Here is a 17241-nt window from a genome sequence, read left to right as displayed (position 1 = left end):
CTTCGCCGCTTCTACGGCCCGACAGTTGCGGGCCAGTCAGACGAAACGCAGTTCACCGCTGTGAAGTACCGAGGATCGGGTGCAAGGTTTCGTTCAAGGCATGGCAGGAGGCGTCACATGCGTTCATTTCTTTTGCTGTTGATCGGCCTTGCCTGCGCGCCTGCGCTGTGGGCGGCGCCGACTGCAGAGTTGTCCGAGCCGGTCGGCGGCTGGCGTTATCACGGCTTGCTCGATCGCTCGGAAAATCCGCAGGTCGCCTACCCGACGCCGCCGATCGATCGCGGCATCCAGCGCAATCGCACGATGATCCAGGGCCAGCTCATGGCCATCGGGCACGTGCGCCCGCCGCACAGCCTCGCCGTCAACGGCAATCCATTGAATCTGTACACCGACGATCAGGGGCGTTTCGCCCGGCCCTACGCATTCGGCGCCGGCTCCAACAGCGTTGAAGTGATCAGCGCCGAAGGCCAGTCGCTCAAGCGCGTGCAATTTTATGAAGCAAATAATCTGCGCACGCCGGCGCGGATTCGTCTTGTCTTGGGATGGGACGACCCGAAAGCCGAGCTGGATCTGCACGTTGTCACACCCGACGGTCAGCATGCGTTCTGGTCGCGGCCAGCGCTGAGCAATGGCGGCGGCCTCGACCCGGATGGCGTCGACGGCCCCGGCCCGGAAATGTTCACCATGACCGCGCCGCTGCACGGCACCTATCTGGTCTACGTCAACTATTGGGGCAACTACGGCGATGGCGGCTATAACTTCGAGGAGACCAGCAACCAGAACGAGGTGATCACCTCGCAGATCACCCTGGTGCTCAACGAAAACACCGTCGACGAAAAACGCGAAACCTTCATCGTGCCTCTGCGGGCGATCGGTGATCTGTTGCTGGTCAAGACTTTCAACTATTAAGCATCCCGCCACGGATGAACTCGGATGTTGTGAACATGAGCGATAACACTGTGACTCCAGCTGCCGCGACACCCGCGGCCAAACCTTCGCGGCGCTGGCCGCTGGTCGTGCTCGGGCTGTGCCTGGTGGCTGGTGTGGCGGGCGGTTTCGGCTGGCTGCTGCTCAAGCCCAAGGCGCCGCCGGCGGCACTTGCCAGTGACAAGCTCGGCCTCAGCCGTCCGGACGCCTTGCTCGAAACCCGTTCGCTGAGCCAGTTGCCCAAGGATCTGCTGACGGTGCCCTTCCTCAAGGCCACACTGACCGAGGATTTCGTTTTCTATTACGAAACCCATGCTGATCGTCTCGGCCTGATCGGCAGCCTGCGGCGGATCATCTACGAGCATGACCTCAAATTGCAGGACAGCCTGATCGAAGAGCTTTTCGATCAACCGGCCGATGTTGCGTTATGGCGTGGCGCAGACGGTCGCTTGAAGGATTTTCTGCTGGTAATGGATCGCGGCGGCCTGGCCAAGCTGCTCGAGCCGCTGGCCAAGGTCGCGCTGGATGATACCCAGCTCAGCGTCTTCGGCACTCTGAACGTCGGCAGCGACGAAGTGCCGTTGTATCAGCTCAGCTACAACGCCAGTAAATCGCTGTTGTTTGCATCGCGCGGCGACAAACTGGTGGTGCTGTCCAATCCGGCCAAGTACTACGATCCGGAAAGCGGCGTCTCGGAAGAGTCCGGCCACGTTTCGGCGCCAGCGCTGGCGGCGTTGCTCAATGGCGAAAAGCTTTTTCCCGAAGCGTTCGGCCTGCCAGCGAAAAGCCCGGAAACCAAACAGCGTCTATCGGTCAATTCCAGCGTCCTCGCCATGGGCTATCAGCGCTTCATCCCGAATTTCGCCGGATTGCGTTTCGACATGGACGACAAGGGCTGGCACAGCTATCTGGCCATGGATGAACTGGAAAACCAGCCGGACTTCGATTTCAAACCGGTCTGGCAGGCGATGCCGCTGGGGGCGAGCGCTTGCGTGACCCTGCCGGTGGCGGCCGAACCGCAGAAGCCGATCCTGATCAAACTCGGCGCCGACGAAGCGGTGGCGCAGACTCTCACCGAACACGTCGCTGGCGCGGCCGGTCTGTGCTGGTACGCCGATTCGCGGCTGTACACGCCGTTGCTGGTCGCCAGTCTCAAAGACGAGGACAGCAGCAAACTCGACGCTGATCTTGGCAAGTTGTTCGGTTCGATGGTCGGCGCGTTCGAAGCGAACGTCGCCGAGAAAGTATTCCCGGTGATCGACAAGCAGGAAGGCCAGAGCCACGTCTGGCAGCGTCAGGTCAGCTCCAGTTTCGGTCCGTACGCGGCGAAGACCGCTGAAAACCCGGAGGCGATTTCCGCCAAGGCGTTCATGACAGTCAGCCTTGCCCGTCACGGCTCGACGCTGCTGTTTTCCCTCGACGACAAACTCGTCGACAAAGCCCTCGGCACCCTCGACAAGCGTTTCCCGCCGATGGCCGACGTGCTGCCCAAGGATGTGCTGATGCCGATCTATTTCGGCCCGGACGCGATGGCGCAACTGATGCAGCGCGAAACCCTCGACAGCCTGCCGCAGGACATGGAGCCGGTGTTCTACAACGCTGCGCAAACCTACCTGATGCCGAAACTGCGCACCCTCGGCGGCTACGGCAAATATGCCCTGACCCTGCCCGAAGGCGCCGAGCCCGACGGCCACTGGCAATGGCTGCCGCTGGAATGGAAAGCGCTGTGAGCGCACTGCTCCGCAGCCTCGGCCTGCTCGCGTTGCTGCTGAGCGCAGGCGCCCGTGCGGTTGAAGCGCCAGCGCTCGATCCGGCGCAATCCCAGGTATTCCGCGCCTGGTTCGTGCGCATCGCCCAGGAACAGCTGAGCAAAGGCCCGAGCCCGCGCTGGTATCAGCAGGACTGCGCCGGGCTGGTGCGCTTTGCCGCCAACGAAGCGCTGAAAGTCCACGACGACAAATGGCTGCGCAGCAATGGTCTGTCCAATCGCTATCTACCGCCGGAGCTGACGCTGAGCGACGAGCAGCGCAAGCTCGCGCAACAGTGGCAGCAGGGCGGCGGCAAGGTCGGGCCGTACGTCAACGCGATCAAACTGATTCAGTTCAACAGTCATCTGGTCGGCCGCGATGTGTCGCAGGCGCGGCCCGGTGACCTGATGTTTTTCGATCAGGGCGACGACCAGCACCTGATGATCTGGATGGGCCGCTACATCGCCTATCACACCGGCACCACCACCCCCACTGACAACGGCATGCGTTCGGCAAGCCTGCAGCAACTCATGACATGGAAGGACACCCGATGGATACCCGACGCAGCCAACCCCAACTTCATCGGCGTCTATCGACTGAACTTTCTCTCCCAATGACCGGTGCTCGCATGTTGCGTATCTGTTCGCGAATTTCCTTGCTGTTGGCGGTGCTGCTGCCGTTGACCAGCGCCAATGCCGAAGACTCGGTGGAGCCGAGCAATTACACGCCGGTGGCCGGTGAGAGCTTCTTCCTGCTCGCCGACAGCAGTTTTGCCAGTGACGAGCAGGCGATGGTCCGCCTCGAAGCCCCGGGTCGTGACTACCGGCGCTTTCGCATGGAACCGTACGGCGGCGCCGACATTCGTGTATATCGCATCGACAAGCCGCTGGATTTCCTCAAACGCCAGAAAAATCTGCACCGTGTGGTCAGTGACGGCCAGTTCAAGGGCGAAGGCCTGTCCAATACCCTCGCGTATCTGTGGGACAACTGGTATCGCAAATCCCGCCGGGTGATGCAGCGTGCGTTCTCTTACGAATCGCGCAAGCAGGTCACCGAAGAAGTGCCAGAACTGAAAATGGGCGAGGCCATGGTTGCGCCGACGCCTTACGACGCGCAGCCACAATTCGCGCTGATCCCGGGTCTGCCGGTGGTCAGCCAGTTCCGTTATCCGCTGTGGCAGGCCAAACCGATCCAGCCGCCGGCCGGGGTCAATCTGGCCGGTTCGTCCAGCGACTTCGTCAGCGTCGCGCCGGGCAACGTGTACATCCCGCTGGGCAACCTGAAGCCGGGGCTTTATCTGGTTGAAGCGCTGATCGGCAAGTACCGCGCAACCACCATGGTTTTCGTCTCCAACACCGTCGCGGTGAGCAAGATTGCCGGTGACGAATTGCTGGTCTGGGCCGCGCGCAAACACGAAGGCAGCTCGGTGGCAAAGGTCAATGTGTTGTGGACCGATGGCCTCGGCGTGATGAGCAGCGGTGCCACCGATGCCGACGGTTTGCTGCGTCTGAAACACGTCAGCCCGGAGCGCTCGTTCGTCATTGGCGAGGATGAAGAGGGCGGCGTATTCGTCTCGGAAAACTTCTACTACGACAGCGAAATCTACGACACCAAACTCTATGCCTTCACCGACCGCCCGCTTTATCGTCCGGGCGATTGGGTGTCGCTGAAAATCGTTGGTCGCGAGTTCAAGAATGCCCGTGATTCGGTGCTGCCGGGCGCGGCGGATGTCAGTGTCAGCGTGCTCGATGCCACGGGTACCGAACTGCAGACCCTCGACCTGAAACTGGATTCCAAGGCTGGAACCCAGGGCCGCTTCCAGTTGCCGGACAACGCCGTCGCCGGCGGCTACGAGATCCGTTTCAATTACAAGGATCAGGCCTACAGCAGCGCTTTCCGTGTGGCCGAGTACATCAAGCCGCACTTCGAAATCTCGCTGAATCTGGCCAAGCAGGACTACCGCACCGGCGAACCGGTCAAAGGCAGTCTGGTGCTGCTCTACCCGGACGGTAAACCGGTGGCGAACGCCAAATTGAGCCTGAGCCTGCGCGCCCAGCAACTATCGATGGTCGACAACGAGCTGCAATACCTCGGGCAATTCCCGGTGGAATTGACCAGCACCGAACTGACCACGGACAGCAGGGGCAGCGCGACACTCGACCTGCCTGCCGCCGACAAGCCAAGCCGCTACATGCTCACGGTGTTCGCCAGCGATGGTGCGGCGTATCGGGTCAAGACCACCAAGGAAATCCTCATCGACCGCGGCGCGGCAACTTTTCGCTTGAGCGCGCCGCAGCGTTTCAGCGCGGTCGGTGACAAGGTCGCGTTTACCTACGCCAACGAGGGCGGCACTGATCAAAGCAAAGCAGTCACGCCGAGCAGCTACGCCTGGGTGCGCCTGGAAGACCAGAGCACCGGCGAAGGCAAACTCGCTGCAACGAATAAAGGTTTCAGTCTCGCCTTCGAGCGTCCGGGCACTTATAACCTGACGCTGAAGGATCAACACGGTCGAGTCCTAGGTGCCACCGGCCATTCGGTCACTGGCGACGGTGTGAAAGCGGTGCCGGGCACGGTGGAAATCGTCCTCGACAAGCCTGAGTACAAGGCGGGCGAAGAAGCGCTGGCGCTGATCACCTTTCCCGAGCCGGTCAGCGATGCACTGCTGTCGCTGGAGCGCGACAAGGTCGAAGCCACCGCGCTGCTGGCCAAGGGCGGTGACTGGCTGAAACTGGAAAAACTCAGCGACACCCAATACCGCGCGCGCATTGCGGTGAAGGACAATTTTGCGCCGAACCTGACCTTCTCCGTGCTCTACACCAAGGGCGGTCAGTACAGCTTCCAGAACGCCGGGATCAAAGTGGTCGCGCCGCAAATCGACGTTGCGATCAGCACCGACAAAGCGGTGTACCTGCCAGGCGATACGGTCACGGTCGACCTGACCACGCAGTTCGCCGGCAAAGCCGTCCCGGCACACTTGACGGTCAGCGTGGTCGACGAAATGGTCTACGCGCTGCAACCGGAAGTCGAGCCGAGCATCAACCAGTTCTTCTATCACCCACGCCGCAATAACGTGCGCACCAGTGCCAGCCTGTCATTCATCAGCTATGACGTGGCGTTGCCGGGCAGCCCCGGCGCACCGGGCAAGGCCAACCGCAGCGAACGCGGTGTAAAAGTGCTCGAACGTCCGCGCCGTGAAGACGTTGATACTGCAGCGTGGCAACCGGAGTTATTGACCGGCGCCGATGGCAAAACCCGTTTCACCTTCAAGATGCCGGACTCGCTGACCCGCTGGCGCATCACCGCGCGGGCGATTGCCGATGACGGTCAGGTCGGGCAGAAGAAGCAGTTTGTCCGTTCGGAAAAACCGCTGTACCTGAAGTGGAGCGGGCCGAGCAGATTCCGCAAGGGCGATCAGCCGCAACTGGGCGTGTTTGCGTTCAGTCAGGCGCAGAAGCCGGTCAAGGCTGAACTGGTAACGCACTATGCCGGCACCGAACAGCGAGTGCCGGTGACCCTGAACAGCGGCATCAATTACCTGCCGTTGCCGGCGTTCGCCCTGGCCACTGGCGAATGGACGGCGGAGTTGGTGCAGGACGGCAAAGTCGCCGACGCGTTGGCGGTTCGACTGAGTGCAACCGGTGAAGGCTGGCAGGTCACCCAGACGCAAAGCCTCGATGTGGTCAGCGGTGACACTCCGTTGAGTTTGCCGGCGGATGCCACGGATATTCGTCTGCGGCTGGATGACAGTCCGCAAGCGCTGTTCCGTGCGGCCCTCGACGATCTGCTCAGCTACCCGTACGGCGGCGTCGAGCAGACGGCCAGTCGTTTGCTGCCGCTGAGCATCGCTTATCCATCGCTGGCCTCGAACCCGCAGATTCGCGATCGCTTGCGCCTGATCATGCAGAACAGCCGCCTGCGTCTGGTGCAAATGGCCGGGCCGTCGGCGAGCTTCACCTGGTGGGGCTACGACGGCGAGCCGGATGCATTCCTCACCGCCTACGCCTATTACGCGGACTGGAACGCCAGCCGCGTACTCGACCTGACCCTGCCGCCGGAGCACTGGCAGCGGGTACTCGAGGTGTACGCCAAGCAAGCGCCGAATACGCCATTGCTGCAACGGGCGCTGATTCTGTCGTTCGCCAAACAGATGCAGTTGCCTGTGAACACGCTGCTCAGCGGTTTGATCGATGATTTGGCCAGGGCTGATGAAGGCGGTGCCGAAACCTTGCTCGACGACGGCCAGGACAGTCTGGTGATGAGCGATCCGGATTCGGCACTCGGTCTGGCAGCGGCGCGGGTACTCACTGCATCGTTGGCCACGCAGGCGAAAGTTGCTTTGCCGGAGGCGTTCAATCGTCAACTGGGCGCAGCGCAACAACGTCTGGCGACCAGTTCGCAGCCTTTTGTAGAAGCACTGAACCTGTCACTGCAGCCGTTCGATCAAGCTCGTGCGACGGCATTGCTGCAACGGTTGCTGCCACAGCAATCGACGCTGGAACGTGCACTGGCGCTGACCTGGCTGCAACGCAGCATCGCCCAGGCGTCACCGACCATCGCGTTGATGCCCGGTGAAGGCTGGAAGAAAAACTACGGCGCCAGCGGCGAGATGTACTGGACATGGCAAGGCGCGACGCCACTGCCGAGCGTGCTGAGCGTGTCCGGCACGCAAGAGCGGCCGTTGCGTGCAGCGCTGAGCTTCCAGACTCAACAGCCGCAGGTCGATCCGATGGCCGTGAGCGTCACTCGGCGTCTGTCGCGGCTGGTGCCGGGCGACGAAGCGTTCACCTTCAAACTCGAGCCGGTCGGTACTAAACCGTTGTCCAGCGACAGCCTGTACCTGGACGAGGTGATCCTCACCAGCAAGGCACCGAAACCGCTGCGCTACGCCATGCTTGAAGTGCCGCTGCCACCGGGCGCCGATGTCGAGCGCACGACGTGGGGCATCAAGTTGCAGGGCAAGGACGGCACCGAGCCGACCGCGCTGGAGAAGGCGCGCTTTGAATCGGGTCAGTTGGCTTACGCGGTGCCGGTTGACGCGCTGAGTGGCGAGTTGCGCCTGCGTCATCTGGTGCGCTTCTCGCAGAAGGGCCAGTTCAATCTGCCGCCGGTACGCTTCAAGCAGGTGTATGCGCCGCAGCATCAGGCCCAGGAGGCGAAAACCGCACTCGGTCAGGTCACGGTTAACTGACATGATTCGGCCGCTGCTGTGGCTGCTGATGTGTGTGATGCCTGCGCTGGCAACGGCGCAGGACGAGCCGTTGCGCGTGGCGTACAAGGGCGAGTTGTTGTCGTTGAGTCAGACGCAACTGATCAAGCGCGAACCGTTGCCGTCATCGCTGGATGCGCCGTTGGGCAGTCTGTGGAAGTTGTTCGTCTACGCATGGCTGGTGGATACCGGTGCGCGGGAACCGGCGTATGAATGTCGCGGGCAGTCCAAAGAAGAAGTTTATTGCTGCTCGGCGGGCGGCAAGATCGAGCGGGATCAGGCGCTGGTGAAATCCTGCGGTCTGTATTTCGAACCGGCGCGGTTGGGCATTGCAGCGACGGATTGGCGAGCGTATTGGCAGGCGCGGCAAGCGCCGACGTGGTTGCTGGATTTGCCAGCCGTGCAACCGGCAACAAGGGTTTCGGTTGCCGAGTTATTGAGCGTTCTGGCGTTGCTGCCAGCGCAGGATCAGACGCGCCGCGTGCTGCTCGATGTCGTGCTGAGCGCGGCGGACGGCAATATCGTCGGCGAGTTGGGCGGGCGTCTGCGGGTGAAAACCTGGAGCTGGCTCGGCGAACAGGATGCACAATCGCGCCAGGGTGGATTCGCCGGCTGGAGCGCCGACGGCGCACCGATCTGGGCGGGCGGGCGCGGCACCAGTCAGATGGTCCTGCGTCACTACGGCCAAGCGTTGGCCAGCGTATTGCCGACGGCTTGGCCGGTGGACGCAGGCCGTTGTGTGGAGGTCGGGCTGTTCTCGAAATATCCGCTTTCCAAGGTTCTGTCCGGAGATCGTGTAGCCACGTCCGGGCCAATGCGCGGCGACTATCGCGTCGAATTTGCCAACGGCAACGCACTGGATATCCACAGCGACGGCGAACTGTTTCTGCTCAATGACAAACTCGTCGCAAGGCTTGATCGCGAAGAATATGTCGCCCGCGTCCTTGAGCGCGAAGCCAGACCGGAACCTGCCGAAGCGGCCAAGGCGCTGGCCGTAGCGATCCGCACTTATCTGCTGCAAAACGCCACGCGCAACGGTGATTGCCTGAGCATCGACGACAGCAGCAATCGCCAGCGCGTCGCCCCGCGCCCGGCCTCGGCCGAGTCGCGCAACATTGCGGCGTGGACAGCGGATCTGGTGCTGGCCGGCAGCACCGTTACCTATCACTCCGAGCAACCCGGCCCGGACAAACTCGCCTGGCAGCAAGCCGTGGAACAGGCCAACGCCGGCCAGCGCTACGACGCGATTCTGCTGCACGCCTATCCACGCGCCAGCCTCAGCCGCTGGGACAACCCGGTCGCCTCGTGCGAAGCATTACCCGCCGCGCAAGACTGGTTGCAGAAACAGCGACGCGGCTGGCGCCCGAAGCTGGAAAGCGAAACCGGCTACAACGAAGTCAGCACTTTCGCCGTATGCAAACTGGCCTTCGGCCGACCCTTCGTCGACCGCGAACGCCAGCGCATTTACGTGCGCGGCGTCCTGACCCTGCAGGATCGCCTCGACCTGACCCACGAATATCTGCACCTGGCCTTCGAAGCACACCCCAACGGCCAGGATGAAACCTACATCGAAGGGCTCGCCCGTCACCTTTTGCTGGAATAGACCATGACACTCCGTTATCCACAGGTCTTGCTGCTGCTCTGTGCCCTCAACGCACTGCCGCAGGCGCACGCCGCCGATGGCGTCAAACTCGACACCCCGGTGGGCGGCTGGCGCAGCGGCGCACCGCAAGGCGAGGGCGAGAGCTTCCGCCAGACCGTCAACTACCCGGCCTCGTCGGTCAACACACCGCTTGGCCAGGCCAATACCGCCAGAATCAGCGGCCAGATCAAAGCCGTGCCGAAGAACAACGAACCAGGCCGTCTGATCGTCAATGGCGTCAGCATGCCACTGAAAATCGACCCAACCGGCGGCTTCGACCGCCCGTTCTCCTTCCCCAACGGCAGCAACAGCGTCGAAGTGCGCAGCGCCGACGGCCAACAACGCCACCGCACGCAATTCCTCAACGCCCGCGGCGGCGCCACCCCGGCCAAACTGCGCGTGCTGCTGGCCTGGGACAGCGACGGCACCGACCTCGACCTGCACCTGATCACCCCCGATGGCGCCCACATCTGGTACGGCAATCGCACTGCCGCCAACGGCGCCGCCCTCGACGTCGACGTCACCACCGGCTACGGCCCGGAAATCGCCGCCATGCCCGCGCCGATCAAGGGGCAATATCTGGTCTATGTGAATTATTACGGCGGCGGGTATCGCGGGGATGACGAGGGTGGAGATGAAGCGGCGCAGGCGCTGACTACGGCGCAGGTGACGGTGGTTACTGAAGAAGGCACGCCGAGCGAGAAGATGGAGACGTTTGTAGTGCCGATGCGGACGGCGGGGGAGTTGACGTTGGTGAAGTCGTTCAGTTATCCGTGAGGGGCATTTGTCCAACAAGTTGTTGGACAAATTCGGCGCCTGTAGCGGGGCGCTCAATCCATATTTATGCCCAACTTACAGATCAGCCAGACTGACCTGCATTCTCTGAGGGGCGGCGAGGCGCTCGTGGACGATGGCGACAAGTTCCTCATCTTCTTCACTGGTCAGCGTACCTTCGACAGGGAGTTCGCCGCGCTCGGCGACGCGTTTCAGCGGGTCCTGAATCGGGAATGAGACTATGGGCATTTAATGTTCCCTGCGATATTGGCCCAACGGTAATCAATGCGTTGCGCGAAATACAAGCTGAAACGCGATGTCAGCCGTGGAGCTGATTTGTTGCAGACATTAAAAAGCCGGCTTGTGGCCGGCTTCTCGGGGACTGGCTTGGTTTATTTTTGGTAAACCGCGCCAGCCTTCAAAACGTACATCCGGATCTGCGTCCGGCTGCGGGACTTGGTCAGACGTTGGTCTGCCGCGTCGGGCGTCATCCGAGCCGCTGGGCGGGTCGATGCGCGAATGTGGGGCGCAGGATACTGAGTTTTGCTTGGGATTCCCAGCCTCAAGTGCGGTTTAGAGCGACTGAAGCGGTACAAACTCGGGATTTGTACCGGTTGTCAGGGCCTCTTCGCGAGCAGGCTCGCTCCCACAGGTTCTGCGCAAAGCTTGATATCAGCGAACGCATCACAGAAACGGCACCACCGGCCTGCGCTTGCCCAGTGTCGACCACCAGAATACCCAGCCAAGAATGTGAATCCGCTGCTCTTCGATCTGCGCCGGCCGGAAAACCTCGTCGGGGTATTCGGCGCTGTTGTGGCTGCGCATGCGCAGGCCGTTGCCGGGCATGCGGTGCAGGTATTTGATGCGCAGCATGCCGTCGTGCTCGACGGCGTAGATTTCGCCGTCGACGACCTGGGTCAGGCCGCGGTCGATGGCGACGATGGAGCCGTCTTCGATGCGATCGGCCATGCTGTTGCCGATCATGTGCGCGCAAATGGCATTGGCGTGCTGGATGTCGAGTTGATCGAGGTGGGCGCGAGGCAGGCGCAGGGATTGATCAGGGTCGAGGATGACGTGGGTTTTGCCGTCGGCGTTGGCGATCGGGGTTTCCTTGAAGAAAGCCAGGTCGATATCGCTGGGGTTGATGACGGTGTAGACGCCGCAGATGGACTGGGCATCGAACGTGTCGCCATTGCTGGCGGGCGGGTGCAGGCGCGGGACCTCCTTGACGCCTTCCCCGGTTTTCAGCCATTCACTATTGACCGACAACAGGCGTGAGACTTCTTCCATGCGATACGCCGGGACGCCCCGGGTGTACCAGTTATGAACGTTTTGGGCTTCCGTGCCCCAGAACCTTGCGAAATCCGTGGTGCTGATGTTCGCTGCTTCCAGGAGTGCCTTGAATCGTGGACCGCTAGTGTTCTTTCTCATAAACACGGAGTCTACGGCCGGACTAGAGCGGTTTGAATAAACCGGGCGTTCAAAAAAAGCCTGTATTTTGCGACGGGATGTAAGACGCGCTTGTGGGAAATTAAACAGATTAAAACTGCATGTAGGAATTTAAACGGCTTGTTTAGTCTGGCTTTTTCAAGAGCCCCTCACCCCAGCCCTCTCCCGAAGGAAGAGGGGCCCGACCAGGGTGTATTTCAAGATACATCGCCTTGAAGAACCGAGTCGATTATGCAGACGCCAATAACAAAAAACCCCGGAAGTCCGGGGTTTTTTTCAAGCTTCACGCAAGGCGCAATTGCTTAGCCCTTGTAGGCGGCAACCGACTTGGTGATCGCTTCGCGGGCGGCGTCAGCACCGGCCCAGCCTTCGATCTTGACCCACTTGCCTTTCTCGAGATCCTTGTAGTTGGCGAAGAAGTGCTCGATCTGCTGGATCAGCAGTGGCGGCAGGTCGGTGTATTCCTTCACGTCGACATACAGCTGCGACAGCTTGTCGTGTGGCACGGCGATGACTTTGGCATCGCCGCCGCCGTCGTCGGTCATGTTCAGGATGCCGACCGGACGGGCGCGGATTACCGAGCCTGGCGCTACCGGGTAAGGGGTCACGACCAGCACGTCGAGGGGATCACCGTCGTCAGCCAGGGTGTTCGGGATGTAACCGTAGTTGGCCGGGTAGAACATTGGGGTGGCCATGAAACGGTCAACGAACAGGCAATCGCTGTCTTTGTCGATTTCGTATTTGATCGGCGCGTGGTTGGCCGGGATCTCGATCGCGACGTAGATGTCGTTCGGCAGGTCTTTGCCAGCCGGAATCTTGCTGTAGCTCATTGGGCGTTGCCCCCGTAGTTGACCAAAAACACTTGGCCGGATTGACCAAAAAGTGGCGGCGATTATAGGCACATTCCTACGCCGACGCCACGTACCAGAAGTCGTGCAGAGCTTAGTCGTGCGCCTGATAGACCGGGTCTGTGGTCTGAAGTTGCCGCAGTCTGCCCAACGGATCCTGCCGGTAGAAAAGCTGCAGTTGCAAGTAGACCTGTGGATAAGCCTCGTGCAGCAGATCCGGGGCGCTGAAGAAGTATTCGCTGGTGACCGCGAAGAACTCCGCCGGGTTCTCGGCGGCGTAGGGGTCGATGGCGGTTTCGGCGTCGGGATCGTGGTCGAGCTGGCGGTTGAGGTCGTCATAGGCGGCCTGCATCACCGTGGCCCAATCGCTGACGCGCATGTCCGCGTGCAGCGGCGGCAGGCCATTGGCATCGCCGTTGAGCATGTCGAGCTTGTGCGCCAGCTCGTGGATCACCAGGTTGTAGCCTTCCCAGCCACCGCTGGCCTGTACGCCGGGCCAGGCGAGAATCACCGGGCCCTGCTGCCACGCTTCACCACTGTGTTCGCCGTCCCACTCATGCTCGACGCCGCTGGCATCGCGATGGCGTTGCGGGCTGAGGAAGTTGTCCGGGTACAGCACGATCTCGTGGAAACCCTGGTACCAGTTCAGATCACCGAGATGCATCAGCGGCAACTGTGCTTGGGCGGCGAGCAGCAGGCGCTGCTCCTGATGCAGTTCGACGCCGGGCAGGGCGGTCAGGCGTTTGTCGTCGAGAAACAGCACGCAGGCTTCGCGCAACCACTGGTCTTCAGCAGCGCTGATGCCGTCGAGAAAGGAGAGCTGATGGCGCACCCGTTGCCACAGGTCGTCGGCAATCGGGTGCCTGGCCAGGAGGCGCCGGCGACGCCAGGCGCTCAGGGACCACATCGGATCAGTGCGATTGCACTTTGGTGCCGCCGAAACGGCTGCGCACCACGCCGATGATCATCGGCACCAGCGACAGCAGAATGATTGCCACCACCAGCAACGACAGGTTTTTCTTGATGAACGGCACGTTGCCAAAGAAGTAACCCAGGGTGACCAGACCACCAACCCAGAGGATGGTGCCGAGCACGCTGAAACCGAAGAAACGCGGGTAAGGCATGCGCGCCACACCGGCGACGAACGGCGCGAAGGTGCGGATGATCGGCAGGAAACGCGCCATGGTTACGGTCTTGCCGCCATGCTTGTCGTAGAAATCGTGGGTCTTTTGCAGGTAATCGCGGCGGAAGATTTTCGAATTCGGATTGCTGAACAACTTCTCCCCGGCCGTGCGTCCGATCACGTAGTTGGTGCTGTCGCCCATGATCGCCGCCAGCATCAGCAGGCCGCCGAGCAAAACCGGATCCATGCCGCCGCCGGCCGCCACCGCGCCCGCGATGAACAGCAGCGAGTCACCCGGCAGGAACGGCATCACCACCAGGCCGGTTTCACAGAAGATCACCAGAAACAGAATGGCGTAGATCCATGGCCCATAGTTGTTCACCAGCAAATCGAGGTACACGTCGAGATGCAGGATAAGGTCGAGCGGGTTGAAATCCATGGGGGCACCTGTATGACGGCCCGACTCGGCAGGCCTGTGCGGATGACTTCGTGTAAGCCTACAGCGGGGTGTAGTTTTTCTTACAAGCCGGAAAGATCGGGATTATACGGTCTGACCGCTGAAAAGCGTGCCGGTTTTGTAGCGCGGAATGTCGTGGTGTGAACAATTGTCAGCCCGCAAAAGATCGCAGCCTTCGGCAGCTCCTAAATTGGAACGCGTTCCGTTGTAGGAGCTGCCGAAGGCTGCGATCTTTTGGGGTCAGAGCTCTTCGCTGATCGGCAGCACGTAGTTCTTGAACTCGGTGTCTTCCTTGAAGCCGATCGATTCGTAGGTTTTCTGTGCCACTTCGTTGTCCGCGCTGGTCGAGACGCGCATGCGCACCGCCTGGGTTTCCTTGGCCATTTTCTTTGCGGTGCGGATCAGGTTGTCGGCGACCAACTGCCGGCGCGCATCTTCGGCGACGTAGATATCGTTGAGGATCCACACGCGCTTGAGCGACAGCGAAGAGAAGCTCGGATAGAGCTGGCAGAAGCCCATGAGTTTCCTGTCGTCATCGTCGGCGAGCGCCAGGTAGATTACCGACTCTTTGCGGCGCAGACGTTTTTCGAGGAATGCGCGGGAGGAATCCGGGTAAGGCAGGGAGCCGTAGAACTCGCGATATTTGACGAACAAAGGAGTCAGCAAATCCAGATGTTCGAGGGTCGCTTGAATAATCCGCATGATAGGTCTCGTCTTCAAGTGGCTGTCTTCAACTGCTCTGACGGCGATGGGAAACCCGTGCGGCCGTGCGTCGATCCTGCCTGAAACCAGCGCAGAATGGCAATGCGGAAACGGTTCAGGCTGGGGGCGGATCGAGTAGGAAATTGCCTTTCATGTCGACAGCGTCGTCCGACTCCAATGTGTGAAGCTGAGCTTCGTCCTTCAGATTGACCCCCGACAGCTGCCGACGGCAGGCTTCACGCATCAGATACAGCAAGCGATGCGCCGCCATGGCGTAGCTCAAGCCTTCCAGCCGTACATTGGAAATGCAATTGCGATAGGCGTCAGTCAGGCCGACCTTCGGCGCATAGGTGAAATACAGCCCGAGGCTGTCCGGCGAACTCAAACCGGGACGCTCGCCGATCAGCATGACCACCATTTTCGCCCCGAGCAGTTGGCCGATTTCGTCACCGATGGCCACGCGGCCCTGTTCCACCAGCACCACCGGCGCCACGGACCAGCCGTCGCCGCTCATCTGTTCTTCCAGGCGCGTCAGAAATGGCAGCGTATGCCGATGCACCGCCAATGCCGACAGGCCATCAGCGACCACGATCACCAGATCGATCCCGCCTTGATGTGCGCTGGCGTAATCGCGCAAGGTTTGCGCCGATTCATCGCTGAGCTTGCGCCCCAGATCCGGGCGTTGCAGATAGGTGTGTCGGTCCGGCGCGGCGCTTTGCAGTGCCAAGGTTTCCCGCCCGCGCTCGCTCAGTTGTGCACTGATTTCGCTGTGATCGAAAGCCAGATGCACGGCATCACGGGCCTGTGCGTGGGCAAACTGAAAGTCCAGCTGCGCCCGCGTCGGCAGGCTGGTGCCGGTGCGGCCCAAGGCAATCCGCGCCGGGGTCAGGCGACGCAGTTCCAGCCAGGGGTTTTGCGGATCGACCGGTGGTTTTTCCATAAGACTCATCCCAAGTGCGCCAAGGCCTGGCGGAAGGCCGGCGGCAGGTTGTTGCCGAAGCGAACCTTGCCGTCCGCCTGGGTGAAGATGCCCATGTTGGCCAGCCATTGCTCGAACTCCGGCGCCGGTTTCAGGCCCAGGGTCTGGCGGGCGTACAAGGCGTCGTGAAAGGAAGTGGTCTGGTAATTGAGCATGATGTCGTCGGAGCCGGGGATGCCCATGATGAAGTTGATCCCGGCGACGCCGAGCAACGTCAGCAGGGTGTCCATGTCGTCCTGATCGGCTTCGGCGTGGTTGGTGTAGCAGATGTCGCAGCCCATCGGCACGCCGAGCAACTTGCCGCAGAAGTGATCTTCAAGGCCGGCGCGGATGATCTGCTTGCCGTTGTAGAGGTACTCCGGCCCGATAAATCCTACGACGGTGTTCACCAGGAACGGCTTGAAATGTCGCGCCACGGCGTAGGCCCTGGTCTCGCAGGTCTGCTGATCGACACCGTGGTGGGCGTTGGCTGACAACGCGCTGCCCTGACCGGTTTCGAAATACATCAGGTTCTGCCCGAGGGTGCCACGCTTGAGACTGAGCCCGGCGTCGTAACCTTCCTGCAACACGTTGAGGTTGATGCCGAAACTGGCATTCGCCGCTTCGGTGCCGGCAATCGACTGGAACACCAGATCCAATGGCACGCCACGGTTGATCGCCTCGATCGAAGTGGTGACGTGGGTCAGCACGCAGGCCTGGGTTGGAATGTCGTAGCGCTGGATGATCGCGTCGAGCATCTCCAGCATCGCGCAGATCGAAGCGATGCTGTCGGTGGCCGGGTTGACGCCGATCATCGCATCGCCGTTGCCGTACAGCAGGCCGTCGAGAATGCTCGCGGCGATGCCGGAGGGCTCGTCAGTCGGGTGGTTAGGTTGCAGGCGGGTCGACAGGCGCCCGCGCAAACCGAGGGTGCCGCGAAATTTTGTCACCACGCGGATTTTCTGCGCGACCAGCACCAGATCCTGCACGCGCATGATTTTCGACACGGCGGCGACCATTTCCGGGGTCAGGCCGGGGGCGAGGTCGCGCAAACTGGTTTCGTCAGCGGCATCGCTGAGCAGCCAGTCGCGAAAGCCGCCGACGGTGAGGTGGCTGACCACGGCGAAGGCCTGTGCGTCGTGGGTGTCGATGATCAGCCGGGTGACTTCATCGGCTTCGTAGGGAATCAGCGCTTCCTGCAGAAAGTGCGTGAGCGGGGTGTCCGCCAGCGCCATTTGCGCGGCCACCCGTTCGCCGTCGTTGAGCGCGGCAATCTCGGCGAGAAAGTCTCCCGAGCGTGCCGGGCTGGCCTTGGCCATGACGTCTTTGAGGCTGTCGAAGCGATAGGTCTGCGCGCCGACCGTGTGAGCAAAACTGGCCATTCAGCGTTCTCCGTGACGGCGCAGA

Annotated in this window: 14 protein-coding genes; 6 read left to right on the top strand and 8 right to left on the bottom strand. The window is 61.4% G+C overall.

What is annotated here, in order from left to right; genetic code table 11:
• The first annotated feature begins 117 nt into the window (after positions 1-117).
• The 6 genes from GXB78_RS19595 to GXB78_RS19570 are packed head-to-tail and all read left to right on the top strand — an operon-like array spanning position 118 to position 10300.
• Positions 118-909, top strand: coding sequence for a YfaP family protein (locus GXB78_RS19595; protein WP_329516653.1), 792 nt, complete (start codon positions 118-120; stop codon positions 907-909).
• A 35-nt stretch (positions 910-944) separates the two neighbouring features.
• Positions 945-2657, top strand: coding sequence for a DUF2138 domain-containing protein (locus GXB78_RS19590; protein WP_329516652.1), 1713 nt, complete (start codon positions 945-947; stop codon positions 2655-2657).
• The gene (locus GXB78_RS19585) at positions 2642-3292 is read left to right on the top strand and encodes a DUF1175 domain-containing protein (protein WP_329516651.1); all 651 of its coding nucleotides are present in this window, start codon (positions 2642-2644) and stop codon (positions 3290-3292) included. The genes GXB78_RS19590 and GXB78_RS19585 overlap by 16 nt, the downstream gene beginning before the upstream one ends.
• Positions 3289-7863, top strand: coding sequence for an alpha-2-macroglobulin family protein (locus GXB78_RS19580; RefSeq protein WP_329516650.1), 4575 nt, complete (start codon positions 3289-3291; stop codon positions 7861-7863). The genes GXB78_RS19585 and GXB78_RS19580 overlap by 4 nt, the downstream gene beginning before the upstream one ends.
• Position 7864: 1 nt before the next feature.
• Positions 7865-9484, top strand: a complete 1620-nt coding sequence (locus GXB78_RS19575) for a DUF2300 domain-containing protein (protein ID WP_329516649.1) — start codon at positions 7865-7867, stop codon at positions 9482-9484.
• A gap of 3 nt (positions 9485-9487) precedes the next feature.
• A complete protein-coding gene (locus GXB78_RS19570; RefSeq protein WP_329516648.1) occupies positions 9488-10300 on the top strand; it encodes a YfaP family protein in 813 nt (270 codons plus the stop codon).
• 75 nt (positions 10301-10375) lie between these two features.
• Here the strand turns inward: GXB78_RS19570 and GXB78_RS19565 are convergent, their stop codons facing one another.
• From GXB78_RS19565 to GXB78_RS19530, 8 genes are all read right to left on the bottom strand, one after another.
• Complete coding sequence (locus tag GXB78_RS19565; protein WP_329516647.1) at positions 10376-10546, bottom strand: hypothetical protein; 171 nt, start codon at positions 10544-10546, stop codon at positions 10376-10378.
• A gap of 435 nt (positions 10547-10981) precedes the next feature.
• Positions 10982-11728, bottom strand: a complete 747-nt coding sequence (locus GXB78_RS19560; RefSeq protein WP_329516646.1) for a S24 family peptidase — start codon at positions 11726-11728, stop codon at positions 10982-10984.
• Between the two features lie 320 nt (positions 11729-12048).
• Positions 12049-12576 (bottom strand): inorganic diphosphatase, encoded by a 528-nt coding sequence (ppa, locus tag GXB78_RS19555; protein ID WP_003205933.1) that lies wholly within the window; start codon positions 12574-12576, stop codon positions 12049-12051.
• 112 nt (positions 12577-12688) lie between these two features.
• Positions 12689-13501, bottom strand: coding sequence for a M90 family metallopeptidase (locus tag GXB78_RS19550; protein ID WP_329516645.1), 813 nt, complete (start codon positions 13499-13501; stop codon positions 12689-12691).
• A 4-nt stretch (positions 13502-13505) separates the two neighbouring features.
• Complete coding sequence (locus GXB78_RS19545) at positions 13506-14156, bottom strand: DedA family protein (protein ID WP_016773001.1); 651 nt, start codon at positions 14154-14156, stop codon at positions 13506-13508.
• Positions 14157-14414: 258 nt separating this feature from the next.
• Positions 14415-14876 (bottom strand): GNAT family N-acetyltransferase, encoded by a 462-nt coding sequence (locus tag GXB78_RS19540; RefSeq protein WP_039771887.1) that lies wholly within the window; start codon positions 14874-14876, stop codon positions 14415-14417.
• 115 nt (positions 14877-14991) lie between these two features.
• Positions 14992-15816 (bottom strand): ethanolamine ammonia-lyase subunit EutC, encoded by an 825-nt coding sequence (gene eutC, locus GXB78_RS19535; RefSeq protein WP_329516644.1) that lies wholly within the window; start codon positions 15814-15816, stop codon positions 14992-14994.
• 5 nt (positions 15817-15821) lie between these two features.
• Positions 15822-17216: an ethanolamine ammonia-lyase subunit EutB gene (locus tag GXB78_RS19530; RefSeq protein ID WP_329516643.1), complete on the bottom strand. Its 1395-nt coding sequence runs from the start codon at positions 17214-17216 to the stop codon at positions 15822-15824.
• Positions 17217-17241 lie beyond the last annotated feature (25 nt).

It is taken from the genome of Pseudomonas moraviensis subsp. stanleyae, from assembly GCF_036283065.1.
GTDB classification, from domain to species: Bacteria; Pseudomonadota; Gammaproteobacteria; order Pseudomonadales; family Pseudomonadaceae; genus Aquipseudomonas; species Aquipseudomonas stanleyae.
Note: the sequence above shows the minus strand (reverse complement) of the source record. Positions and strands in the feature narration are given on the sequence as shown.

What these genes read in the sequence shown, in the direction of transcription:
- GXB78_RS19595 (WP_329516653.1), top strand. Translation starts at nt 118, where the DNA reads ATGCGTTCATTTCTTTTGCTGTTGATCGGCCTTGCCTGCGCGCCTGCG.
- GXB78_RS19590 (WP_329516652.1), top strand. Translation starts at nt 945, where the DNA reads ATGAGCGATAACACTGTGACTCCAGCTGCCGCGACACCCGCGGCCAAA.
- GXB78_RS19585 (WP_329516651.1), top strand. Translation starts at nt 2,642, where the DNA reads ATGGAAAGCGCTGTGAGCGCACTGCTCCGCAGCCTCGGCCTGCTCGCG.
- GXB78_RS19580 (WP_329516650.1), top strand. Translation starts at nt 3,289, where the DNA reads ATGACCGGTGCTCGCATGTTGCGTATCTGTTCGCGAATTTCCTTGCTG.
- GXB78_RS19575 (WP_329516649.1), top strand. Translation starts at nt 7,865, where the DNA reads ATGATTCGGCCGCTGCTGTGGCTGCTGATGTGTGTGATGCCTGCGCTG.
- GXB78_RS19570 (WP_329516648.1), top strand. Translation starts at nt 9,488, where the DNA reads ATGACACTCCGTTATCCACAGGTCTTGCTGCTGCTCTGTGCCCTCAAC.
- GXB78_RS19565 (WP_329516647.1), bottom strand. Translation starts at nt 10,546, where the DNA reads ATGCCCATAGTCTCATTCCCGATTCAGGACCCGCTGAAACGCGTCGCC.
- GXB78_RS19560 (WP_329516646.1), bottom strand. Translation starts at nt 11,728, where the DNA reads ATGAGAAAGAACACTAGCGGTCCACGATTCAAGGCACTCCTGGAAGCA.
- ppa (WP_003205933.1), bottom strand. Translation starts at nt 12,576, where the DNA reads ATGAGCTACAGCAAGATTCCGGCTGGCAAAGACCTGCCGAACGACATC.
- GXB78_RS19550 (WP_329516645.1), bottom strand. Translation starts at nt 13,501, where the DNA reads ATGTGGTCCCTGAGCGCCTGGCGTCGCCGGCGCCTCCTGGCCAGGCAC.
- GXB78_RS19545 (WP_016773001.1), bottom strand. Translation starts at nt 14,156, where the DNA reads ATGGATTTCAACCCGCTCGACCTTATCCTGCATCTCGACGTGTACCTC.
- GXB78_RS19540 (WP_039771887.1), bottom strand. Translation starts at nt 14,876, where the DNA reads ATGCGGATTATTCAAGCGACCCTCGAACATCTGGATTTGCTGACTCCT.
- eutC (WP_329516644.1), bottom strand. Translation starts at nt 15,816, where the DNA reads ATGGAAAAACCACCGGTCGATCCGCAAAACCCCTGGCTGGAACTGCGT.
- GXB78_RS19530 (WP_329516643.1), bottom strand. Translation starts at nt 17,216, where the DNA reads ATGGCCAGTTTTGCTCACACGGTCGGCGCGCAGACCTATCGCTTCGAC.